This window comes from Roseateles sp. (assembly GCF_044373315.1).
Taxonomy (GTDB): domain Bacteria; phylum Pseudomonadota; class Gammaproteobacteria; order Burkholderiales; family Burkholderiaceae_C; genus JACDQM01.
On record NZ_JBILQK010000010.1, the window covers coordinates 1 to 20,287 of the forward strand.

The 20,287-nt window shown below is 65.9% G+C and carries 19 protein-coding genes and 1 pseudogene; 8 read left to right on the forward strand and 12 right to left on the reverse strand.

The window, feature by feature from the left end; translation table 11 throughout:
- Together ACIQ67_RS04245 and ACIQ67_RS04250 are read right to left on the reverse strand one after the other, a co-directional pair.
- Positions 1 to 202: pseudogene (locus ACIQ67_RS04245) on the reverse strand (hypothetical protein); the annotation flags it as partial.
- A gap of 307 nt (positions 203 to 509) precedes the next feature.
- The gene (locus ACIQ67_RS04250; RefSeq protein ID WP_397533112.1) at positions 510 to 794 is read right to left on the reverse strand and encodes a hypothetical protein; all 285 of its coding nucleotides are present in this window, start codon (positions 792 to 794) and stop codon (positions 510 to 512) included.
- Between the two features lie 718 nt (positions 795 to 1,512).
- Here ACIQ67_RS04250 and ACIQ67_RS04255 point away from each other — a divergent pair.
- Positions 1,513 to 1,767, forward strand: coding sequence for a hypothetical protein (locus ACIQ67_RS04255; RefSeq protein WP_397533113.1), 255 nt, complete (start codon positions 1,513 to 1,515; stop codon positions 1,765 to 1,767).
- Between the two features lie 55 nt (positions 1,768 to 1,822).
- Here the strand turns inward: ACIQ67_RS04255 and garD are convergent, their stop codons facing one another.
- The 6 genes from garD to ACIQ67_RS04285 are packed head-to-tail and all read right to left on the reverse strand — an operon-like array spanning position 1,823 to position 7,986.
- Positions 1,823 to 3,364 carry a galactarate dehydratase gene (gene garD, locus ACIQ67_RS04260; protein WP_397533114.1) on the reverse strand — a complete coding sequence of 514 codons (1,542 nt, stop codon included), beginning with the start codon at positions 3,362 to 3,364 and terminating at the stop codon, positions 1,823 to 1,825.
- Positions 3,365 to 3,374: 10 nt separating this feature from the next.
- The gene (locus ACIQ67_RS04265) at positions 3,375 to 4,664 is read right to left on the reverse strand and encodes a TRAP transporter large permease (protein ID WP_397533115.1); all 1,290 of its coding nucleotides are present in this window, start codon (positions 4,662 to 4,664) and stop codon (positions 3,375 to 3,377) included.
- The gene (locus ACIQ67_RS04270) at positions 4,655 to 5,143 is read right to left on the reverse strand and encodes a TRAP transporter small permease (RefSeq protein WP_397533171.1); all 489 of its coding nucleotides are present in this window, start codon (positions 5,141 to 5,143) and stop codon (positions 4,655 to 4,657) included. The genes ACIQ67_RS04265 and ACIQ67_RS04270 overlap by 10 nt, the downstream gene beginning before the upstream one ends.
- Positions 5,144 to 5,193: 50 nt before the next feature.
- The gene (locus ACIQ67_RS04275) at positions 5,194 to 6,174 is read right to left on the reverse strand and encodes a TRAP transporter substrate-binding protein (protein WP_397533116.1); all 981 of its coding nucleotides are present in this window, start codon (positions 6,172 to 6,174) and stop codon (positions 5,194 to 5,196) included.
- A 22-nt stretch (positions 6,175 to 6,196) separates the two neighbouring features.
- On the reverse strand, positions 6,197 to 7,129 hold the full coding sequence (locus ACIQ67_RS04280; protein WP_397533117.1) for an SMP-30/gluconolactonase/LRE family protein: 933 nt from the start codon (positions 7,127 to 7,129) through the stop codon (positions 6,197 to 6,199).
- The gene (locus ACIQ67_RS04285) at positions 7,126 to 7,986 is read right to left on the reverse strand and encodes an NAD-dependent epimerase/dehydratase family protein (RefSeq protein WP_397533118.1); all 861 of its coding nucleotides are present in this window, start codon (positions 7,984 to 7,986) and stop codon (positions 7,126 to 7,128) included. Before ACIQ67_RS04285 ends, ACIQ67_RS04280 begins: the two co-directional genes overlap by 4 nt.
- An 87-nt stretch (positions 7,987 to 8,073) precedes the next feature.
- Between ACIQ67_RS04285 and ACIQ67_RS04290 the strand changes: the two genes are divergently transcribed.
- Together ACIQ67_RS04290 and ACIQ67_RS04295 are read left to right on the forward strand one after the other, a co-directional pair.
- Positions 8,074 to 9,027 (forward strand): sugar kinase, encoded by a 954-nt coding sequence (locus tag ACIQ67_RS04290; protein WP_397533119.1) that lies wholly within the window; start codon positions 8,074 to 8,076, stop codon positions 9,025 to 9,027.
- On the forward strand, positions 9,024 to 10,334 hold the full coding sequence (locus tag ACIQ67_RS04295; protein ID WP_397533120.1) for a polysaccharide lyase family 1 protein: 1,311 nt from the start codon (positions 9,024 to 9,026) through the stop codon (positions 10,332 to 10,334). The genes ACIQ67_RS04290 and ACIQ67_RS04295 overlap by 4 nt, the downstream gene beginning before the upstream one ends.
- On the opposite strand, the gene ACIQ67_RS04300 is transcribed toward ACIQ67_RS04295, so the two are convergent.
- Positions 10,311 to 10,850: a YgjV family protein gene (locus ACIQ67_RS04300; protein WP_397533121.1), complete on the reverse strand. Its 540-nt coding sequence runs from the start codon at positions 10,848 to 10,850 to the stop codon at positions 10,311 to 10,313. The genes ACIQ67_RS04295 and ACIQ67_RS04300 overlap by 24 nt on opposite strands.
- Here ACIQ67_RS04300 and ACIQ67_RS04305 point away from each other — a divergent pair.
- A complete protein-coding gene (locus ACIQ67_RS04305) occupies positions 10,849 to 12,108 on the forward strand; it encodes a dienelactone hydrolase family protein (protein WP_397533122.1) in 1,260 nt (419 codons plus the stop codon). The genes ACIQ67_RS04300 and ACIQ67_RS04305 overlap by 2 nt on opposite strands.
- A 14-nt stretch (positions 12,109 to 12,122) precedes the next feature.
- Here ACIQ67_RS04305 and ACIQ67_RS04310 read toward each other — a convergent pair whose 3' ends face one another.
- The 3 genes from ACIQ67_RS04310 to ACIQ67_RS04320 all read right to left on the reverse strand — a co-directional run bounded on the left by ACIQ67_RS04310 (position 12,123) and on the right by ACIQ67_RS04320 (position 16,492).
- On the reverse strand, positions 12,123 to 12,905 hold the full coding sequence (locus ACIQ67_RS04310; protein ID WP_397533123.1) for a rhamnogalacturonan acetylesterase: 783 nt from the start codon (positions 12,903 to 12,905) through the stop codon (positions 12,123 to 12,125).
- Positions 12,906 to 12,992: 87 nt separating this feature from the next.
- On the reverse strand, positions 12,993 to 15,956 hold the full coding sequence (locus tag ACIQ67_RS04315) for a TonB-dependent receptor (protein ID WP_397533124.1): 2,964 nt from the start codon (positions 15,954 to 15,956) through the stop codon (positions 12,993 to 12,995).
- Between the two features lie 194 nt (positions 15,957 to 16,150).
- On the reverse strand, positions 16,151 to 16,492 hold the full coding sequence (locus ACIQ67_RS04320; RefSeq protein ID WP_397533125.1) for a cupin domain-containing protein: 342 nt from the start codon (positions 16,490 to 16,492) through the stop codon (positions 16,151 to 16,153).
- Between the two features lie 177 nt (positions 16,493 to 16,669).
- Between ACIQ67_RS04320 and kduI the strand changes: the two genes are divergently transcribed.
- From kduI to ACIQ67_RS04340, 4 genes are all read left to right on the forward strand, one after another.
- Positions 16,670 to 17,506 carry a 5-dehydro-4-deoxy-D-glucuronate isomerase gene (gene kduI / locus ACIQ67_RS04325; protein ID WP_397533126.1) on the forward strand — a complete coding sequence of 279 codons (837 nt, stop codon included), beginning with the start codon at positions 16,670 to 16,672 and terminating at the stop codon, positions 17,504 to 17,506.
- Between the two features lie 15 nt (positions 17,507 to 17,521).
- Entirely contained in the window at positions 17,522 to 18,283 is a 762-nt protein-coding gene (kduD, locus tag ACIQ67_RS04330; protein WP_397533127.1) for a 2-dehydro-3-deoxy-D-gluconate 5-dehydrogenase KduD, read from the forward strand.
- Between the two features lie 141 nt (positions 18,284 to 18,424).
- Positions 18,425 to 19,312 carry a carbohydrate ABC transporter permease gene (locus ACIQ67_RS04335; RefSeq protein WP_397533128.1) on the forward strand — a complete coding sequence of 296 codons (888 nt, stop codon included), beginning with the start codon at positions 18,425 to 18,427 and terminating at the stop codon, positions 19,310 to 19,312.
- Positions 19,309 to 20,190 (forward strand): carbohydrate ABC transporter permease, encoded by an 882-nt coding sequence (locus ACIQ67_RS04340; RefSeq protein WP_397533129.1) that lies wholly within the window; start codon positions 19,309 to 19,311, stop codon positions 20,188 to 20,190. Before ACIQ67_RS04335 ends, ACIQ67_RS04340 begins: the two co-directional genes overlap by 4 nt.
- Positions 20,191 to 20,287: the final 97 nt, after the last annotated feature.

Genomic DNA, 20,287 nt, shown 5'->3' on the forward strand with positions numbered 1-20,287 from the left:
TTCCGCACTCCAGGAAGGCTTCGAACTCGTCCTTGATGAACCGGGGCAACTCGGCGCCAGTGCTGGCCTCGGTGTGGGCGATGAAGCTGGCCGCGTGCTGCTGCACCAGGCAGTACAGCGTGGTCTGCTCAGGACGGTGGCGTTCGTAGTGGACCGGGGCGCCATCGGGCGCCCGCTGGGGCTGCTGCGCCGTGGCTCTCACGATGGGCTCCCGGTGGGGTGAGCCCGCACGGTCTCAAGCCGTGCTCCGTGCCTCAATCGCCTTAATGGCTGCCAGCTGACGTGTGCCCTCCGTCGCGGTTCCTCCTACGGGTGACTGAAAGGTTGCCCGACCGGCTGCTTCAGGGTGGCGAGATCGGGACAGCGGATGTCGGCTCCGGGTCGATCGCCAGCCCTGGTGAATGACCGTTGATGGGCAGCCGGCCCAGCGTTCGGGTCGCGATGAGGTCCACGAGTGATGACCGGCTGCTGTCAGCCTTAAAGAGCCATACGACGATTGCCCGTTGTGTTCAGCCCTCCCGGGTGAAGTCTCCCTCGGTCAGGAACGGCTTGTTCAGCGCCTCCCTCATCCGATCCATGCAGGAGCGGCCGGCGACGTCCCCCTCCTCGACATCCCAAAGAGCTACCGCTGGGGACGTCCCATAGGTGACGGGAACACCATACTCGTAGTAGACCTCGTGGATCGCACACCACGCATCCTCGCCCTGCTTGAACGAGATCACCCGGTAGTTCCAGGTGCGCCTTGAAGGCGGGGCGGGCGCGCTGTCGTACCCCACAGTGGCTAGGCTAGTCATTTGCCGTCGATCATTTGCGCAGGCCCTGATCGAGCCAAGTGCGAACGGCGGCGCGGGCCATATGCTGACAGGCTGCGAACTGCGCGCTTGATGCGTCTCGAAATCAACCGGCCTGCGCAACTGCGCTTTGGACGTCCCGAGATGTGGACTGACTGACCTTGAACAAAGAAGTAGACGCGTTGTCCGAGGCGAAACTCGGCGAGTTCAGGGGGCAGCGTCACAGATCCGTCTTTACGGATGTAGCTGAAGGGGCGAGATTTCGTCGGTCGGCTCAAGCTCGCGCGGCGTGTCGATCTCATGCTGGCAGTTTGCGTTGCTTGTGCAGCATCGGCAAGCTGTATTGTTCCCTGTGGCTGCGGGCACGGCCGAGCTATCGGCCGAGCTGAGTGGCAAGAGTTCAAAGTTAAGCGACAAGATTTCGTGAAAATTCAAAGTTAAGCGAATGAGGAGTTCAAAGGTGCGTGAGTCGATTGCCGCTAAGCTGTTGATCCAGAAAGATGTCAGGTTCAGAACTCAGTGGGACTCGACACTCGTGTCGGCTGCGGTGCGCGTGCAGGTCTTCACGAGCTGGCTGTCCTTTCTCCCGGTCAACCGGCAGATCGGCGAGAGCTTCAGCTCATACCGTCCGGGCTGCAACTCGTCGGCTTGCGCTGGTGCAGCAGCGGGCCGGCGAAGAAACTGAAGGCACTCAAACGCCAAACCGCAATGGGAGCCCGCCATGAACACCACCGTAAATGCACTTGTCCTCGCCGTCGTCATTGGAACCAGTTTGGTCGCCCTGGGCCTGGGCTTGGCTGCCCCCAAGGCAGCGCAGGCCACTGAAGTCGTGAAGCTGAAGCGTGTGGTGATTGAAGGCAGGCGCATGCAGACTTCGGTCGAAGTGGCGCAACTGCCGCAGGTTGTCATTACCGGCCGCCGCGCCGCGCAAAGCGAACTGCAAATGGCCGCTGCCAAGCTGGCCAAGGCCATCTGAGGCTGGCGAGGTGGGGGCGGCTGGCCCAGCTGCGCCCCTGATGGCAGGGACAGCCTCAGGTGATCGGTGCCGGATTGAACAGCACCAGGGCGTTGTGCAGGCCCCAGCGCTCGGACCAGGTGCGGCGCCCGCTGGCTACGTCCAGCATCAGATGAAAAAGCTCCCAGCCCATGCTCTCGATGCTGGCCTCGCCGCTGGCGATGCGGCCGGCGTCCAGGTCCATCAGGTCATGCCATCGGGTGGCCAGCTCCGTGCGCGTGGCGACCTTGATCACCGGGCAGGCCGCCAGGCCGTAGGGCGTGCCGCGGCCGGTGGTGAACACATGCATGTTCATGCCGGCAGCCAGTTGCAGCGTGCCGCAGACAAAGTCGCTGGCCGGCGTGGCGGCGAACAGCAGGCCCTTGCTGCGGGCGCGTTCGCCCGGCGCCACCACGCCGGCGATGGGTGCCGTGCCTGACTTGACGACGGAGCCCATCGCCTTCTCGACGATATTGCTCAGCCCGCCCGCCTTGTTGCCGGGCGTGGTGTTGGCGCTGCGGTCGCTTCGGCCGCTTTGCAGATAGGCGTCGTACCAGGCCAGCTCGCGCTGGATGGCCTCGGCCACCTCGGCGTCAGAAGCCCGCGACACAAGCTGGTCGACCGCGTCGCGCACTTCGGTGACTTCCGAGAACATCACGGTGGCGCCCGCGCGCACCAGCAGATCGGCGCAGAAGCCCAGCGCTGGGTTGGCGGTGACGCCCGAGAAGGCGTCGCTGCCGCCGCATTGCAGGCCCACCACCAGCTCGCTGGCCGGCACGGTTTCGCGCTGGCGCCGGTTCAGCCGTTCCAGGTGCACGCGGGCCTGCGCCAGGATGCTGTCCAGCATCGAGCCCAGGCCGACATGCTGCTCGTCCTGCAGGCGCACGCGGCTGCTGGCCTGGGCATCGGCGATCGGCAGGCTGCCGGGCGGCAGCAGGCGATCCGGCTGCAGCTTCTCGCAGCCCAGCGAGACCAGCATCACCTCGCCGCCAAAGTTGGGGTTGAGCGCCAGGCTCCGCAGCGTGCGGATCGGGATTTCGGCGCCAGGCGCGTCGATCGCGACGCCGCAGCCGTAGGCATGTTCGATGGCGACCACGTCATCCACATTCGGATACAGCGGCAGCAGTTCAGCCTTGATGCGTCGCAGCGCCAGGTTCAGCACGCCGGCCACGCATTGCACCGTGGTGGAGAGGGCCAGGATGTTGCGCGTGCCCACCGACCCATCGGCATTGCGATAGCCCTGGAAGCTGTAGCCGGCCAAGGGCGCCAGCGCCGGGGCCGGCTCGGGCGGGGGCAAGGGCTGGTCGAGTGCGCGCGCCTCGGGCATCTCCAGCAGGCGCTCGTGCACCCAGGCCCCGGCTGCAATCGGCTGGCGGGCATGGCCGATGCAGACGCCGTAGCGCAGCACCGGCTGGCCGGCGGCGATGGCGCGCAAGGCCAGCTTGTGGCCCTGCGGCACGGCATCGACCAGGCACAGCCCGTCGTCAAAGCGAGTGCCGGCAGGCAGGCCGCCGTCGTTGACCACGATGGCGACGTTGTCGCGCTCATGCATGCGGATGCGTCGAGGATTCGCGCTCATGGTCCGGTCCTCACTTCATCAGTCCCGGCAGCCACAGCGAGAAGGCGGGCACATAGGTGACCAGCATCAGCGTGACGATCAGGGCGCCATAGAACGGCCAGATCGAACGCATCACCTCGCCGACCGAGATCTGGCCGATGGCACAGCCGACGAACTGGGTCGTACCCACCGGTGGGGTGTTGAGACCCAGCGAACAGTTCAGCAGCATGACGATGCCGAACTGCGTCGGGTCCATGCCGAACTTCTGGCAGATTGGCAGAAAGATCGGGGTGCAGATGAGGATGGTGGCCGCCATGTCCAGGAAGGTGCCGAGCACGAACAGCAGCAGATTGACCATCAGGAAGATCAGCCAGGGCTCGTTGGCCACCCACTGCATCAGCTCGCCGGTCTTCTGCGGCACTTCATAGAGCGCCATGAAGTAGCCGAAGGCCGAGGAGATGCCGATAAGGAACAGCACCACGCCGGTGGTCTTGCAGGCCTTGGCGCAAGCCTTGAGGAAGTTCTGCCAGCTCAGCGAGCGGTAGGCCAGCACCGTGATGGCGAGTGCCCAGAACACCGCTGTCGCCGCCGACTCGGTGGCAGTGAAGACGCCGCTGAGGATGCCCACCAGGATGATCACCACCACCAGCAGGCCGGGCAGTGCGGCGCCGAAGGCTTTGAGCACCGCGGGCCTGCCGGGGAAGGTGCCATGCGTCGGATAACCTCGCTTGACGGCCACGCCATAGGCGGCGACCAGATTGCAGACTGTGAGCAGCACGGCCGGTATCAGCGCGGCCAGGATCAGGCTGAACACGCTGACCGAGGCAATGCCGGCCGCCGCGAGCGTGAAGATGATCAGGTTGTGCGAGGTCGGCATCAGTGCACCCACCAGGGAGGCGTGGGTGGTGACGTTGACGGCGTAGTCCGCGTCGTAGCCTTCCTTCTTCAACATCGGGATCATCACCGAGCCCATGGCTGAGACATCGGCCAGCGGCGAGCCGGCCACGCCGCCGAACAGCGTGCAGCCCACCACATTGCTCATGCCGAGGCCGCCCCGCACATGGCCGACTAGGCTGTTGGCGAAGCGGATGATGCGTTCGGCGATGCCGCCATGCAGCATCAGTTCGCCGGCGAACACGAAGAAGGGAATCGCCAGGAAGCTGAACACCTGCATGCCGCCGACCATCTTCTGGAAGACGATGGCAACCGGCATGCCGGCTGCCAGGATGGTCACTACCGAGGCTAGGCCGATGGCGAAAGCCACGGGCACGCCAAGAATCAGCAGCAGCGCGAAGCTGAAGCCAAGAATCGTCAGTTCCATGCTGGCTCCACGTGGTGGCCGCGCACCAGCGCGACGATATGTTCTATCGAGAACAGCACGATCAGCCCGCCGGCAATCACCAGCGGCAGGTAGTCCATGCCTTCGGGGACGCCCAGCATGGGCTTCTTCTCGCCCCACTTGAGCGTGGTCCACAGCCAGCCTGCCTTTAGCATCAGTCCGCCGAACAGCGCCACCAGAAGGTGGATCAGAATTTCAAAGTTGCGGCGCAGACGCTCGGGCAGCAGCACGAGCAGCGATTCCAGCCCGATATGCCCGGCGTCCCGCACGCCCACCGCCACGCCCAGCGCGGTGACGTAAAGCACCAGCAGCATGGCCAGCGCTTCGGCCCAGGTGGGCGTGTCGTTGAACAGATAGCGGCCGATCACCTGGTATTGCACGCACAGCACCACGGCCAGCAGGCCCGCTACCGCCGCCATCAGCGCCAGCTTGGAGAGGCTGGCGCAGAAGCGGGTGAACAAGCCTGCTGATCGTGTTGCCGGTGCTGTCGTTTCCTTCAGCACCGACGGGCTCATTTGGTGTCCTGGATGGTCTTGACCAGGCGCTGCAGGTCAGGCGTGGTCATGAACCTGGCATAGACCGGTGCCATCACCGCCTGGAAGGACGCCTTGTCGACGTCGATGATCTCGGCCCCGCCCGCCTTCACCGCGGCCATGGACTTGGCTTCCTGTTCGTCCCACTTCTTGCGCTGGAAGGCCACCGACTCCTTGGCCGCCGCGCGGATCATGTCCTGCTCGGCCTTGCTCAGCTTGTCGAACACCAGTTTGCTCATCAGCAGCATCTCCGGCGCCATCGAGTGCTCGGTCCTGGACAGGAACTTGACCGCCTCGAAATGCTTGAAGCCTTCGTAGGATGGCACATTGTTCTCGGCTGCGTCGATCAGGCCGGTTTTCAGCCCGGTGTAGACCTCGCCGATCGGCATCGGCGTGGCATTGGCGCCCATGGCGCCGATCAGCGCCACCCACAGGTCCGACTGCTGCACGCGGATCTTCATGCCCTTGGCATCGGCCACGGTCTTGACGGGCTTGCGGCCGTAGATCGAGCGCGCACCGCTGTCGTAGTAGGCCAGGCCGATGAAGCCCTGGGGCTCGCAGCTCTTCAGGATCTCTTCGCCAGCCGGGCCGTCCAGGCTCTTGCGCATGTGCTCCACCGAGCGGAACAGGAAGGGCATGGTCGGCACCTGCGTCTTGGCGCAGATGGCATTCATCGGGCTGATATTCACCCGCGTCATCTCCAGGGCGCCGATCTTGACCTGGTCGATGGTTTCCTTCTCGCTGCCCAGCGCGCCCTTGTTGAAGACCTTGGTCGTGAACTTGCCGCCACTGCGCTGGCTCAGCAGTTCGCCCATATGGCGGACGGCAGCCACGGTGGGGTAGTCATCGCTGTTGTGCACGTCGGCCGAGCGCAGTTGCATCGCGCTGGCGCCCTGGCCCAGTGCGGCCAGCGCTGCGGCGATCAGGCCTGTGGTCAATGTCAAACGGGGTCGGTTCATGGGTGTCTCCTCGCAGGGTTTGTCAGTCATCGTGTGAGAAGGGCTGGCGTCCACCCGCGAAGGGGGTCTCCGCCAGGCCCGTGACCCCCGGACGCAGCGCAAACAGCGCGCCGTCCAGCGGGGTCGCAGACAAACCAGGGCCTGCAGGGCACATGGTCGTGATCAGCAGCGTGCCGAGGTCCGGCCCGCCAAAAGCGCACATGGTGGGCTTGGCCACCGGCAAGTCGATGCGTCGGTCCAGCACGCCGGCCGGCGTGTAGCGCAGCACGGCCGCGCCGTCGTTGGCGCAGATCCAGTAGCCGCCGTCGGCGTCCACCGCCGCGCCGTCCGGCCGGCCGCAGGCGAGGCGATCGATGAAGGGCTGCGGTGCTGCAGCCTGGCCCGTGGCCGGGTCGTAGTCGCAGACCCAGACCCGGGCCTGCGAGCGATGCGAGTCGCTGAAGTACAGACGCGCGCCATCCGGACTGAAGGCCAGGCCGTTGGGGATCAACATCTGCTCGCGCAGGGCCGGCTGCCAGCTGGCGTGTTCGCCCTCGAGCTGCAAGCGCGCCAGCCGCCCGCGCGCGGGCGACTCATCCGGGTTCAGAGCCATGCTGCCGACCCAGAAGCGCCCCTGGCGGTCGCAGCGGCCATCGTTGAAGCGCATGTCCGCGCCATACGGGGCGTCGGCCACGCGGCGACCCGTCCAACGCCCTTGGGGCAGCAGGCTCAGCAGCTGCACGCCATCGCTCAGCGCCACCAGCAACTCACCGGCTTGCGAGCCCAAGGCGATGCAGCCGGGTGGGTTCGGCATCTCCCAGCTTTGTGCGGCTGCGGCCGTGCCGTCGTGGCGCCACAGGCGTCGGGCACTGATGTCCACCCAGTAGAAGGCCTGCTCCAGCGCCGACCACAGCGGGCTCTCGGCCAGCGCGCTGGGGCCTTGCCACCAGAGCTCGGGGTGGGCGCTCAGGTTCATGGCTGGCGCTCGAACGGACCCAGGCCCAGGAAACTGCCGCCCTGCAGCCGCGCCATCGGCGAATCGGCCGGCTGGCCGAGCTGCTGGACCTGCTCGCGCCAGGCCTCGGCGCTGTCCTGCGGGCGGTAGCCCAGCTGCGCCCAACCGGCCTCACTCCACCAGCGTGCCGGATTGGCCGAAACACCGTAGACCGTCAGGCAGCCCACGTCCTTGGCGCTCAGCGCCGCCAGCACCAGACGTTCCAGATCGCCGAAGCTCAGCCAGGTTGACAGTGCGCGCCGGTCTTGCGGCTCGGCCGCCACCGTTCCCAGCCGTAGGCAGACGCTCTCGATGCCGTAGCGGTCCCAGTAGAGCTGCGCCATCTGTTCTGCGAAAAGCTTGCTGACGCCGTAATAGCCATCGGGCCGCGGCAGATCGGCCGGTCCGATGGACTGACCTTGTGCATAGCAGCCGCTGACGTGGTTGGAGCTGGCCAGCACGATGCGCCGCGTGCCTGCCAGTCGGGCGGCTTCATACAGGTGGAAGACGCCGCGGATATTGGCTTCGCAGATCGGCTCGAACGGGCTTTCCACGGCCACGCCGCCCAGATGCACGACTGCGGCCACGCCCTGCAGCAGCGACTCCATCGCCGTGCGGTCAGCCAGCTCGCAGGGGCTCTCCTGCTCATGCGTGCCGGCGGGCTGGGCAAACGCGGCCCGGTCGCTCAGGCGCAGCGCGGCATAGGGCTGGCCACCACCGCACAGCCGCCCCAGGGGCAAGCGCAGAACGCAGCCCAGCGCACCGGCCGCACCGGTCAGCAGCAGGGCTTGGGTGGCAGCGTCGGTTAGGGTGTCGGGCGTGTCAGGAGCCATACGCATTCAGGAACTCAGGGTGAGTGCTGTTTCAAAAAGAGTGCTCATGAGATGAGAATAACGAAACAGCGTTTCAATTAGATAAGGGCTTTCATGGGGGCGACGCAACACAAGGTGGTTTTGCTCGGCGAATGCATGCTGGAGCTGCAGGGCCAGGCCTTCGGCACGCTGACCCAGGCCTATGGCGGCGACACCTTCAACACAGCGGTTTATCTGGCGCGCTGCGGGCGGGCGGCTGGCATCGAGGTCAGCTATGCCACGGCGCTCGGCGACGATCCGCTGAGCGAGGGCCTGCTGCAGCGCTGGCAGGCGCAGGGCCTGGACTTGAGTTTGGTGCAGCGCATCCCGGGCAAGTTGCCGGGGATGTACATGATCGAACTAGACGAGCGCGGCGAACGCAGCTTCCACTTCTGGCGCGAATCCAGCGCGGCACGGCTGTACTTCGATGCGGCGCAGACGCCGCTGGAGGCGTGCAGCCCCGAGTTCGGCACCTTCTATCTGAGCGGCATCAGCCTGGCCATCCTGTCGCCGCTGGCGCGCGAGCGGGTCTATGCGCTGATGGCATCGATGCGCGCACTGGGCGCGCAGGTGGTGTTCGACAACAATTACCGGCCACGCCTGTGGCCGGACCTGCTGACGGCAAGGACCTGCTTCAACCGCGCTTTTCATTCGGCCACGATCGCCCTGGTGACGGCCGACGACCATCAGGCCGTGATGGGCCTGGGCTCGCTGGACGAGGCCGTGGCCCACGCGCAGCAGCTGGCTCCGCCGGAGATCCTGATCAAGCGCGGCGCCGCTTCGACCCTGCTGCGCCAAGCCGGCCACAGCGATTGGCAGGAAGCGGCGACAGTGAGCGTGCCCAACGTGGTGGACACCACAGCGGCGGGAGACTCCTTCGCCGCCGGCTATCTGAGCCGTCGCCTGCTCGGCGCGGATGCGCTGTCCGCGGCAGAGTTCGGCAACCGCCTGGCGGCGCGCGTGATCCAGCACCGCGGTGCGGTGATCGCGCCTGAGCTGATGCAGGACCTGGTCCAGGACTCCGCGTGAAGAACGCACTGCTTTTCGGCTTGGCGGCCTTGCTGTGTTCGGAGGTCTTTGGCCAAACCCTCAACCGCGCCACTTACGAGCACCCCGGCTGGGCCCAGACCAGTGGCGGCCGGGGCGGCGCACTGATCCGTGTCACAAGCCTGGCGGCCAGCGGACCCGGTTCGCTTCGAGCCGCCTTGGAGGCGCCAGGGCCGCGCATCGTGGTGTTCGAGGTCGGTGGCGTGATCGACCTGGCGGGCGCCTCGCTGCGCATCCGCGAGGGCCGGCTCACCGTGGCCGGGCAGACTGCGCCCGATCCGGGCATCACGCTGATCAAGGGCGAGCTGGAGGTGGCGGCCGCGGACGTGATCATCCAGCACCTGATGGTCCGCCCCGGCGAGTACGGCCGTGCCAAGAAGAGCGGTGGCGACCATGATGGGCTGAGCACCGGCGCCGGTGCCGCACGCGTGATCGTCGACCATTGCAGCTTCTCCTGGGCGACCGACGAGAACCTGTCCATCGGGGGGCCGCGCTTCCAGGGTGAGACGCCTGCGGACTGGCGCCGCAACACCTCGCATCAGATCACCTACAGTCACAACCTGATCTACGAGGGCCTGGCGAACTCGGTGCATCCGAAAGGCGAGCATTCCAAGGGCACGCTCGTGCATGACAACGCCAGCCAGGTGCTGCTGTACGGCAATCTTTACGCCTCCAATCAGGAGCGCAATGCGCTGTTCAAGGGCGGCGTGCACGCGGCCATGGTCAACAACCTGATCTACAACCCGGGTGCGCGCGCGGTGCACTACAACCTGGTTGCACATGAATGGTCTGGCCGCGAGCCGCAGACCGGCCAGCTGAGTCTGGTCGCCAATGCCTACCGCCAGGGCCCTGACACGCGCGCTGGCTTGCCGCTGTTCACGCTGGGCGGCCAGGGTGATGTGGCGCTGCATCTGCGGGGCAACTTGGCGGTCGACGCGCAGGGCCAGGCGCTGCCGATGACAGGCGGCTACACCAGCGGCTCCGCGCGCATCCTGGCGACCGAGACACCCAATCTGCCGGCCGGCCTGCGCTGGATCGCGGCTGAGCGTCTTGAGCAGGAGTTGCCGCTGGCGGTCGGCGCACGGCCCTGGGCGCGCGATCCGATCGACTTCAAGCTGCTGTCCGATGTGGCCGAGGGTCGCGGCAAGATCATCGATTCCGAGTTGGAGAACGCGCAGGGCTATCCGCAGTACGCGCCGACGCGGCGGGCCTTCGATCCCAATGACTGGAACCTGGACGATATGAGCCCGCGGGCAGGCTGGGATTCATTGTTCCGAAACGGGCGTTGATGCTGCTGCCCCGGCCGGCCTGCGCCACAGCCGCCAGATGGTCCAGCCATTTGTCAGCAGCAGCGTGGCTTCCAGCAGCGTGCCACCTATCGAGCCGACGAGCAGGTTGTTTAGCAACCACAGCGCGGTGCCGCACAGCATCAGCAGGCGCATGCGCAGGCCCTGCAGAAAAAACAAGGCCGTGGTGCCGATGCACGAGGCCAGGATGGGCAGCAGCGAGACCCAGCCCTGGTACAGCCAGGCGCCCAAGGCCAGGCTCAGGCCAATAAAGAACAGGCCGACGGCCGGCGTGCGGGCGCGCATCGCCGCCACCGAGCGGGCAAGAGAAACCAGGTTGCTGGCCACCGCCGTGGGATGGCCCAGCAAGGCGAAGTGCAGCACATAGGCCAGGCACTCCAACGCCATGAACAGCTTGAAGCGCCGGTCATCGGTCTGCGCAAAGCAGGCCACGCCGAAGACGAAGGCCAGATAGCCGAAACCCTGGGCAGGCGAAAGCAGGAAGGAGAGGTCGGGCATGAAGGACGATGTGAACGAAGCGGCAGACGACGAGGGCATCGGCGCGGCGCGGCAGCGAGAGTCTGCCTCATGCCAGCGGGCTGAGCGGATGTACCTGCAGCGGCGTCGCCTGCTGGGCGGCGCGGTAGCCGCACTCGCCACGCCGCTGCTCGCGCGTGCTGCCGAGAGCGGCCTGTCGGCCGAGGGCCTGCCGCCCTTGCATGCCTCGCTGCGCGAGCGCCTGCGTCAGCCGCGCCTGGGCTGGGATGCGGCAGCGGGGCGCCATCAGCTGGCCTGGCGCGAACGGGCACTGGCGCGTGCGCGGGCCTTGATGCTGCTGCCGGGCGAGGCCGACACCGATGCCAGCTTCAGCACCCGCAGCCTCGGCGAACAGCCCGTAGCGGGTGGCCTCGCGCGCCGACTGCTGCTGGAGCAGGGCCCGGGCGGCCCGGCGCCAGCGCTGTTGCTGCTGCCTGCTGGCAAAGGGCCGTTCCCGGCGGTGCTGCTGCTGCACGACCATGGCGCACGCTTCGACATCGGCAAGGAAAAGTTGATCCGGCCCTGGGACGATGCCGAGCGCGCGCGCAGCGCCGAAGCCTGGGTGGCGCGCTACTACGGTGGCCGCTTCCTGGGCGAGGCGCTGCTGCAGCGCGGCTATGCGGTGCTGGCGGTCGATGCGCTGGGCTGGGGCGAACGCTCGCGGCCGGGCTTCGCACGTGATCACCAGCAGGCGCTGGCGGCCAATCTGCTGAACCTGGGGCAGAGCTGGGCGGCCCTGATCGCCAGTGAGGACCTGCGCGCGCTGCGCTGGATGCGCGCACAGCCCGAGATCGATGCGCAGCGGGTGGCGGCGCTCGGATTTTCGATGGGTGGCTTCCGGGCCTGGCAGCTGGCGGCGCTGTCGCAGCAGCTGGCGGCCTGCGTGGCCAGCCACTGGATGTGCACGCGCGAAGGGCTGATGCGTCCGGGCGGCCATACGCTGCAGGGCCAGTCGGCCTTCGCGATGCTGCATCCCGGCCTGGCGGCTGAGCTCGACCATCCGGACGTTGCCGCTCTGGCGGCGCCGCGCCCGCTGCTGATGCACGCCGGCGCTGACGATCCGCTGTTTCCGCTCGATGCTGTCAGCAGCGCGCTTGAGCGCCTGCGTGCCGTCTGGGCTGCAGATGGCGCCACTGCACAGCTGGACACCCGGCTCTGGCCGGGTGGCCATGTCTTTGGCCTGGCCCAGCAGAAGGCCGCGCTGGATTGGCTGGACGCGCAACTGTCTCGTCAGCGCTGAGTCCCGGTAGCGGCTTAGGGGCGCGGCGGCGCTGCTGGTGTCACTGCTGCCGCCAGCTCGGGGCGCAGTGCCAGCAGGGCCTGCAGCACCAGATCGGCGAACAGGGCCGCGCCCTGCGGGCCGACATGGGTGTGGTCGAACAGCGTCCGCGCCGGGCCGGCGCGTTCCACCATCCAGGGCGGCGGCACATGCATGGCGCCTGAGGCGGGCGGTGCGATGGCCAAATGATCGGCCTGTTCGCGGCCCATTGCCTGCACGGCGACGGCGCTGAGCCCGTTCAGGTCGATCACCGGCACCTGCAGCTCGTCCGCCAGCGCCAGCGTGGCTAGTGCCCAGGGGCGCAGATCGTTCTGCAGCTGGCCTTGCGCATCGAAGCTGCGGCGTGTCAGCGGCGTCAGCAGTAGCACCTCGGCGCCGGCGGCGCGCGCCTCGCGCACATAGCCGGCCAGATTGGGCTTGAACTCGCTGGCCAGATCGGTCGAGCGGCCGGGCTTGCCGGGCTGGTCGTTGTGGCCGAACTGGATCAGCACCAGATCGCGCTGGCCGCCTTCGCGCAGCAGCGCCAGCACGCTGGACCAGAGGCCCTCGGCGCGGTAGCTCTTGCTGCTGCGGCCACCCCGCGCGAGGTTCAGGCACGCCAGTTGGTCCAGGCGTTGGCACAGCGCATTGCCATAGCCGCTGCGCGGCGCCAGCGTTGAGTCACCGACAAGGATCAGGCGTAGGCCCAGGGTCTGCGCTTGCGCGTCAGGCGCCAGCGCGCTGCCAGCCAGCAGCAGGGCCAGGAGCAGGTTTTTCATCGCTCGTCCGTACAAAGGGGTTTGGGTCTTGCACAAAAAACAGGGCCGCCTGTTGGGCGGCCCTGTTGTAGGACTTCAAGCGTTGGCTCAGAACTTGTAGCGTGCGCCGAGCAGGAACTCGCGGCCGGTGACGTGGTAGACAACCGGGCTGTTGCGGGCGCGGCTGATGAACTGGTCGTTCGCCTCGTTGGTCAGGTTCACGCCTTCCAGCGTGATGTCCAGCTTGTCATTGACCTTGTAGGAGATCGACGCGTCCACGTTGAGCGAGCCGTTCTTGCCTTCGACATCGTTGTTGTTCTGGCCCGGCACGCGGGTCAGGAAGGCCGAGCGCTTGGCGGCCGAGACCCGGGCGCTGAACTTGCCGTCGTCGTAGTAGAGCGTGGCGTTCCAGGACTTGGGCGACATGTTGAGCAGGTCGTCCACGATGGTGGCGTTGCTGGTGGGCGAGACCAGGTAGGTGATCTTGGACTTCACATAGGTGTAGTTCAGCACCGTGCCGAAGTTCTTGCCCCAGGACGGCAGGAAGGTGAAGGGCTGCTGGTAGTTCAGCTCGATGCCCGTTAGCTTGCCTCCCGGGGTGTTGATCGGCGTTGTGACCTGGAACACCTCGTCGCCGGTGAAGTTGGACGGCAGCAGCGATTGCGGCAGGCCGGTTTCCTTGAAGGCGATATTGGTGCGCAGGCTCTGGATGTAGGTGTCGATGTCCTTGCGGAACAGGCCCATGCCGATGAAGGCATTGCGGCCGAAGTAGTACTCCAGACTGCTGTCGTAGGTCTTGGCACGGAAGGGCTTGAGCGTCGGGTTGCCGCTAGTGATTGACAGCGTGCCGGTGGTGCTGATGGTGCCGCCGGGGTTCAGGTTGCCGAGTTGCGGACGTGCCATCACCTTGGCGGCGCCGAAGCGCACGATGAAATCGCGCGTTATGTTGGCCGCGATGTTCAGCGAGGGCAGTACATCGTCATAGGTGTTTGGCACGGTCACCTCGGTGCCGCCGGCCGCGGCTTGGTAGCCGGTTGACGACTGCTCGGTCTTGACATAGCGGACACCGACATTGCCGCGTACCGGCATGTCCATGAAGCGCTGGTCGAAGTCCAGCATCGCGAACGCGCCGGTGTCGGTCTCGGTGACACGGCGGTTGTTGCCGCGGGCATTGCCGTTGGTCGTGGACGACAGCGTGAAGTCGCCCGGGCCGCCGGCTGGGCCGCTCTTGATGCAGTTGCAATAGATGTCGTAGGCCGCGGCGATGGCGCTCAGGTTGGGAATGGACCAGGCGGTCGGCGTGCCGGCCGGCAGATCAAGGCCTTTGCCGAAGCCGCTCAGCAGCGTCGTCAGGCTGGCGGCGCTTGTGCCCGCTGCCGGTGCGAAGATGGTGTCGTTCTGGTTAACGCGGCGGAACTCGTAGGTGTCGAACTTGTACTGCTTGTAGTTGCCGCCGCCGCGCAGCGTCAGCTTGCTGGGTACCAGGTCCCAGGCCAAGTCCACCTGGGCCACGTCATTGCGGTTGTTGGCACCTTGCGGCCTGATACGGATCTCGCTGGAGGTGGTGTTGGGGATGGTGGTGGGCTGCGTGCCGGTGGCGACCTGCGGCACGCCGACCAGTGCCAGCGGATTGCCGCTGCTGGCCGCCGGGTCGAAGGGGAAGCCAATCAGCGGCAACCGGCTGTTGCCACGGAAATCCAGCGTGTAGCCGTTGACATTCAGCGCGTCCAACGTCGTCGTGGTCTGGATCGGGTTGCGGAACTTGGAGTCCGCGCGGCCGACCTTGGCGCTGACGCGTACCGTGTCGCTGAACTCGTGCTCCAGCGTCAGGCTGGGTTGCGTGAAGGCGGTGGAGAGCTTGTCGAAGCGCGATTCGGCGCGGATGTCCACACCGTTGTACTGGCCGAACTGCAATGCGCCATTGGCGTCATAGCTGGTGTTGACCACGCTGGTCTGCGGCTTGCCGCCCTGAGTCGCAGTGCGGCTGAAAGAGATGGCTTGCAAGAAGTCTTCTTGGCGGGTGGCGTCCAGCTTGGAATAGAGCACATCCAGGCTGACCAGCGTCGCGTCGTTGGGGCGCCACTGCGCGGCCGCGGTCAGGCCCAGGCGATCCTGGTCATGGGTCAGTCGGCCGTAGCGCGGCAGGCGCGGGTGGAAGTTGTTGACGCTGCTGGCCGCGTTGTAGGCGGCGATCGTGTCGGCATTGCCGGTCAGTCGCGGCACGCCCTGGGCCGCGGGGCCGCAGGTGGTGGCTGTCGAGGTGGTCGGGTTGTTGGCGACGCCGGTGGGCGCGCACCAGCCACCGGACGAAGCGCCGTTGTCCCAGCGCACGGTCGAGAAGCCTTCTTCATTGAGTTTGCGCTTCGAATAGGCGCCCGACACGAGCAGGCCGAAGGTCTTGCCGGCGAAGGTGTCCGAGACCAGGAAGGCCAGGCGCGGATCGGTGCTTCCGGACAGGTCGTTGTAGCGCGCCTTCACCGAGCCGGTGATCACGCGCTTGTTGAAATCGAACGGGCGCGCGGCCTGCAGATCGACGGTGGCGCCGAGCGAGCCTTCGTCGACATCGGCCGAGGCGCTCTTGCGCACGGTGATGCTGTTGAACAGCTCGGCGGCGAAGACGTTGAAGTCGAATCCGCGGGAGCGGTTGGCGCCGCCGGAGCTGTCGGTGCCGCCGGTGGTGGCCAGCGCCTCGATGCCGTTGATGCGCACGCGGGTGAAGTCGGCGCCCAGGCCGCGCACCGTGATGTTGCGGCCTTCGCCGGCATCGCGGTCGATCACCACGCCTGGCACGCGCTGCAGCGATTCGGCCAGATTGGTGTCGGGGAACTTGGCGATGTCTTCGGCCTTGATGACATCGACGATGCCCTTGTCCTGGCGCTTGGCATTCAGCGCGCTTTCCAGCGATGCGCGGATGCCGGTGATCACGACGCTATCCAGCGTCTTGGCTTCACTGGTGGTCTTGTTGTCCGGCGCGGTCTGGGCCTGGACGGTCAGACCCAGGGTGGCGCCGCCCAGCAGGCAGGCGGCGAGGCGGGTCAGGCGGGGCGGGTTGGTCCCGTGGCGTTTGGGCATGTCTTGTCTCCTGAGGGTTCTGAAGCGCCGCCGTCTGCCAGATTGGCTTGCGGCGCCGCGCGGCGTTCCTGGCCGAGGTGCCGGGCTCATGGGCGCGGCTTTCTGTTCGGCGGTGTTCGGGCGCTCGCAGGGCGCCTTGGGGGTTCAGCGCGGGCTTCGCTGCAGTGCGAGCACCCGCCTGTCGGTCGCGAGGATTACAGGTAATCCTCGCGACGCGGTGAAAACTGGTCCAGCAAGGTGCTGTCGGCTTCGAGCGCGACCACGCCATGCATGGTCAGGCGCGGCGCGATGAAGGCATCACCGACACGCAGCACGCGCTTGACGCCGTCGATCTCGGCCTCGAAGGCACCCGACACCACATAGGCGATCTGGTCGTGCGCGTCATGGGCGTGCGGGGTACCGATGGCACCGCGGTCGAACTGCACCAGCACCGACATGAGCTCGGGCGTGTGGCCGACGATCTTGCGGCGGATGCCGTCGCCCAGGTCGGTCCAGTGCGTGGCGGCGTTCTCGAAGAAGGCGGAAGAGGAACTCATGGCAGGCGGTGCTCCGGCTGTGTTGAGGGCAACTATACCGAGCTTGCGAATAAATGAAACAGTGGTTCATTAAATAGAAACCATGATTCCGGGAAACTCCCAGTCGGGGTTACGCTTGCGCCCCATGACATCTGCCGCAGCCGCTTGTACAGGCTGCAGCCCAACCGAGGACCGTCCATGGAAATCCGCCAACCCATTCACAGCGAGCACGCCCGCACGCTGGACACCAGCGGCCTGCGCCGCCACTTTCTGGTCGAGAACCTGTTCAAGGCCGACGAGGCCACGCTGACCTACAGCCAGATCGACCGCATCATCGTCGGCGGCATCATGCCTGTGGCCAAGCCGGTGACTTTTTCGCCTGAGCTGGGCAAGCACACCGGCACCGACTTCTTCCTTCAGCGCCGCGAGCTGGGCCTGATCAATATCGGCGGCGCAGCGCGCGTTACGGTGGATGGTCAGTTCTTCGAGGTCGGCCCGCGCGAGGCCCTGTATGTGGGCCAGGGCGCCAAGCAGCTGGAATTCGCTAGTGTCGATGCCGCGACGCCGGCCAAGCTGTATTTCAACTGCGCACCGGCCCACACCGCCTATCCGCACCGCAAGGTGACGCTGGCCGAGGCTTCGCCCGAGACCCTGGGCGCGCCGGAGACCAGCAACCGCCGCACCATCTACAAGTTCCTGGTGCCCGACGTGCTGCCTACCTGCCAGCTGCTGATGGGCATGACCCAGCTGGAGCCTGGCAGCCTGTGGAACACCATGCCCTGCCACACGCATGACCGCCGCATGGAGGTCTACTTCTATTTCGACATGAGCGAGCAGGCAGCGGTTTTCCACATGCTGGGCGAGCCGACCGAGACCCGCCACCTGGTGGTGCGCAATGAGCAGGCCGTGATCAGCCCGAGCTGGAGCATCCACTCCGGCGTCGGCACCCAGGCCTACACCTTCATCTGGGGCATGGTGGGTGAGAACCAGGTCTTCAAGGACATGGACCACGTGCCCATGACCACCCTGCGCTGAGCACAAGGCATAGCCATGATTCTGGACAACTTCCAACTGAGCGGCCGCGTGGCCATCGTCACCGGCTGCAACACCGGGCTGGGGCAGGGCATGGCCTTGGCGCTGGCTGAAGCCGGGGCCGACATCGTCGGCGTCAACGTCTCCGAGCCGACCGAGACCAAGCAGCAGGTCGAGGCGCAGGGGCGTCGCTTTCTCGATCTGCGCGCCAACCTGGCCGACATCAGTTGCATCGACGGCCTGATCGCCGAAGCCCGGCAGCTGACCGGCAACATCGACATCCTGGTCAACAACGCCGGCATCATCCGCCGCGAGGATGCAATCAAGTTCAGCGAGAAGGACTGGGACGATGTCATCGACATCAACCTGAAGACGGTGTTCTTCTTCTCGCAGGCCGTAGCCAAGCAATACCTGGCCCAGGGCAGCGGCGGCAAGATCATCAATGTGGCGTCGATGTTGTCCTTCCAGGGCGGCGTACGGGTGCCGTCCTACACCGCCAGCAAGAGCGGCGTGATGGGCATCACCCGGCTGATGGCCAATGAGTGGGCACAGCATGGCATCAACGTCAACGCCATTGCGCCGGGCTATATGGCCACCAACAACACCGCTGCGCTGCGCGCTGACGAAGGCCGCAACGCCTCCATCCTGGAGCGCATCCCGGCCGGACGCTGGGGCCTGCCCGAGGACCTGGCTGGCCCGGTCGTGTTCCTGGCCTCGAAGGCCTCGGACTATGTGAACGGCTATACCGTCGCAGTCGACGGCGGCTGGCTGGCCCGCTAAGCCACAACCCAAGCGCAGCGCCGTTCGAGGTCAGAGGCCTAGTTCGGCGCCAGGCACGAACCGTCCGCAGGGCGGTTCGATCCCAGGCTCTGGCTTCTACAGAGGGCGTAGCCTTGAGATCACCGACGGAGACACGGTGAGATGTACGAAAACAAAAAACTTGGCTTTCTGTTCGTGCTGCCCTTTGTGTTGGGCGTGCTGCTGTTCAAGCTCACGCCCTTCGTGATGAGCTTCGCGCTCAGTTTCACGCAGTACGACCTGATCGACCCGCCTCAGTATGTGGGCCTGCAGAACTACACCGAGCTGGCGACGGCGGATCCGCTGTTCCGCCAATCGCTCGGTGTGACGATGATCTTCGCGCTGCTGGCGGTACCGCTGCGGGTCGGCTTCGCGCTGTTCATCGCGCATGTGCTGAACTTCAAGCTGCGCGGCATCAACTTCTTCCGCGCCGCGTTCTACATCCCGTCCATCCTGGGCGGCTCGATTGCGACGGCCGTGCTGTGGCGCTTTCTGTTTGCCAAGAACGGCCTGGTCAATCTGGTGCTGGTGGAGCTGGGCATGGAGCCGATCGCCTGGCTGGCGGATGAGCATTACTCGATGTGGACCATCGTGCTGCTGTTCACCTGGCAGTTCGGTTCGGCGATGGTGATCTTCCTGGCGGCGTTGCAGAACGTCTCGGTGTCGCTGTATGAGGCGGCCGAATGCGACGGCGCCAGCAAGTGGCAGCAGTTCTGGAAGATCACGGTGCCGCTGATCACGCCGGTCATCTTCTTCAACATGATCATGCAGATGGTGCACGCCTTCCAGGAATTCAACGGCCCCTACATGATCACCGAGGGCGGCCCGCTGCACTCGACCTATGTGCTGGCGCTCTACATCTACGACCAGAGCTTCCGCTTCTTCAATCTGGGCTATGGCGCGGCCTTGTCCTGGGTGCTGTTCGCCCTGGTCGGCGGCCTGGCTGCGCTGAGCTTCTGGAGCTCCAAGTACTGGGTCTTCTATTCGGGCGAGAAGGAGCAGAAGCGATGAGCGCGGGCATCGAGACAAGCAACAGCGCTTCGCTGCAGCTGAGCCGTGACCGCGGCCGCCCCTGGCTGCGCTATGTGGCGCTGATCGCGGTCGCCTTCGTGATGCTGTATCCGCTGCTGTGGCTGATCGGCGCCTCGTTCAAGAGTAATTCCGAGATCTTCAGCTCGGCCGGCTTCTGGCCCGAACGCTTTGACTTCGCGTCCTATGCCAAGGGCTGGAAGACCAGCACCGAGTACACCTTCGCGACCTACTTCCTGAACAGCTTCCTGATCACCATTCCGCGCATCATCGTCACGGTGATCTCCTGCGTGCTGGTGGCCTATGCCTTCGCGCGCTTCGAGTTCTGGGGCAAGAAGTTCATGTTCAGCATCATGATCGCGACGATGATGCTGCCGCTGATCGTGCTGCGCCTGCCGCAGTACCTGGTGTTCCGCGAGATCGGCTGGCTGGATTCCTACCTGCCGCTGATCATCCCCTCGGCCTTTGCCACCGACACATTCTTCGTCTTCATGCTGGTGCAGTTCCTGCGCGGCATTCCGCGCGACATGGAAGAGGCGGCGCAGATCGACGGCTGCAATGCGCTGCAGCTGCTCTGGCACATCATCGTGCCGATGCTGAAGCCGGCCATCATCTCGGTGATCGTGTTCCAGTTCATCTGGACCATGAACGACTTCATGGGCCCGCTGATCTATCTGGCCTCGGTCGAGAAATACCCGGTCTCGCTGGCGCTGAAGATGAGCATCGGCGCCACCGAGGAAGTCGAGTGGGCCAATGTGATCGCCATCTCGGTGGTGGCGCTGATTCCTTCGGTGCTGGTGTTCTTCGCGGCGCAGAAGCACTTCATCGAAGGCGCGACGTCGAGTGGGGTGAAGGGATGAGGACGGTGGCTTGCGCTTGCATCGATCACGACATGAGTGGAACAGGGCAGCCCTGCTCAGGAGCCTGCGCCGCTAGAAGCAAGACCGAATACAGACA

What these genes read in the sequence shown, in the direction of transcription:
- ACIQ67_RS04250 (WP_397533112.1), bottom strand. Translation starts at nt 794, where the DNA reads ATGACTAGCCTAGCCACTGTGGGGTACGACAGCGCGCCCGCCCCGCCT.
- ACIQ67_RS04255 (WP_397533113.1), top strand. Translation starts at nt 1,513, where the DNA reads ATGAACACCACCGTAAATGCACTTGTCCTCGCCGTCGTCATTGGAACC.
- garD (WP_397533114.1), bottom strand. Translation starts at nt 3,364, where the DNA reads ATGAGCGCGAATCCTCGACGCATCCGCATGCATGAGCGCGACAACGTC.
- ACIQ67_RS04265 (WP_397533115.1), bottom strand. Translation starts at nt 4,664, where the DNA reads ATGGAACTGACGATTCTTGGCTTCAGCTTCGCGCTGCTGCTGATTCTT.
- ACIQ67_RS04275 (WP_397533116.1), bottom strand. Translation starts at nt 6,174, where the DNA reads ATGAACCGACCCCGTTTGACATTGACCACAGGCCTGATCGCCGCAGCG.
- ACIQ67_RS04280 (WP_397533117.1), bottom strand. Translation starts at nt 7,129, where the DNA reads ATGAACCTGAGCGCCCACCCCGAGCTCTGGTGGCAAGGCCCCAGCGCG.
- ACIQ67_RS04285 (WP_397533118.1), bottom strand. Translation starts at nt 7,986, where the DNA reads ATGCGTATGGCTCCTGACACGCCCGACACCCTAACCGACGCTGCCACC.
- ACIQ67_RS04290 (WP_397533119.1), top strand. Translation starts at nt 8,074, where the DNA reads ATGGGGGCGACGCAACACAAGGTGGTTTTGCTCGGCGAATGCATGCTG.
- ACIQ67_RS04305 (WP_397533122.1), top strand. Translation starts at nt 10,849, where the DNA reads ATGAAGGACGATGTGAACGAAGCGGCAGACGACGAGGGCATCGGCGCG.
- ACIQ67_RS04300 (WP_397533121.1), bottom strand. Translation starts at nt 10,850, where the DNA reads ATGCCCGACCTCTCCTTCCTGCTTTCGCCTGCCCAGGGTTTCGGCTAT.
- ACIQ67_RS04310 (WP_397533123.1), bottom strand. Translation starts at nt 12,905, where the DNA reads ATGAAAAACCTGCTCCTGGCCCTGCTGCTGGCTGGCAGCGCGCTGGCG.
- ACIQ67_RS04315 (WP_397533124.1), bottom strand. Translation starts at nt 15,956, where the DNA reads ATGCCCAAACGCCACGGGACCAACCCGCCCCGCCTGACCCGCCTCGCC.
- ACIQ67_RS04320 (WP_397533125.1), bottom strand. Translation starts at nt 16,492, where the DNA reads ATGAGTTCCTCTTCCGCCTTCTTCGAGAACGCCGCCACGCACTGGACC.
- kduI (WP_397533126.1), top strand. Translation starts at nt 16,670, where the DNA reads ATGGAAATCCGCCAACCCATTCACAGCGAGCACGCCCGCACGCTGGAC.
- kduD (WP_397533127.1), top strand. Translation starts at nt 17,522, where the DNA reads ATGATTCTGGACAACTTCCAACTGAGCGGCCGCGTGGCCATCGTCACC.
- ACIQ67_RS04335 (WP_397533128.1), top strand. Translation starts at nt 18,425, where the DNA reads ATGTACGAAAACAAAAAACTTGGCTTTCTGTTCGTGCTGCCCTTTGTG.
- ACIQ67_RS04340 (WP_397533129.1), top strand. Translation starts at nt 19,309, where the DNA reads ATGAGCGCGGGCATCGAGACAAGCAACAGCGCTTCGCTGCAGCTGAGC.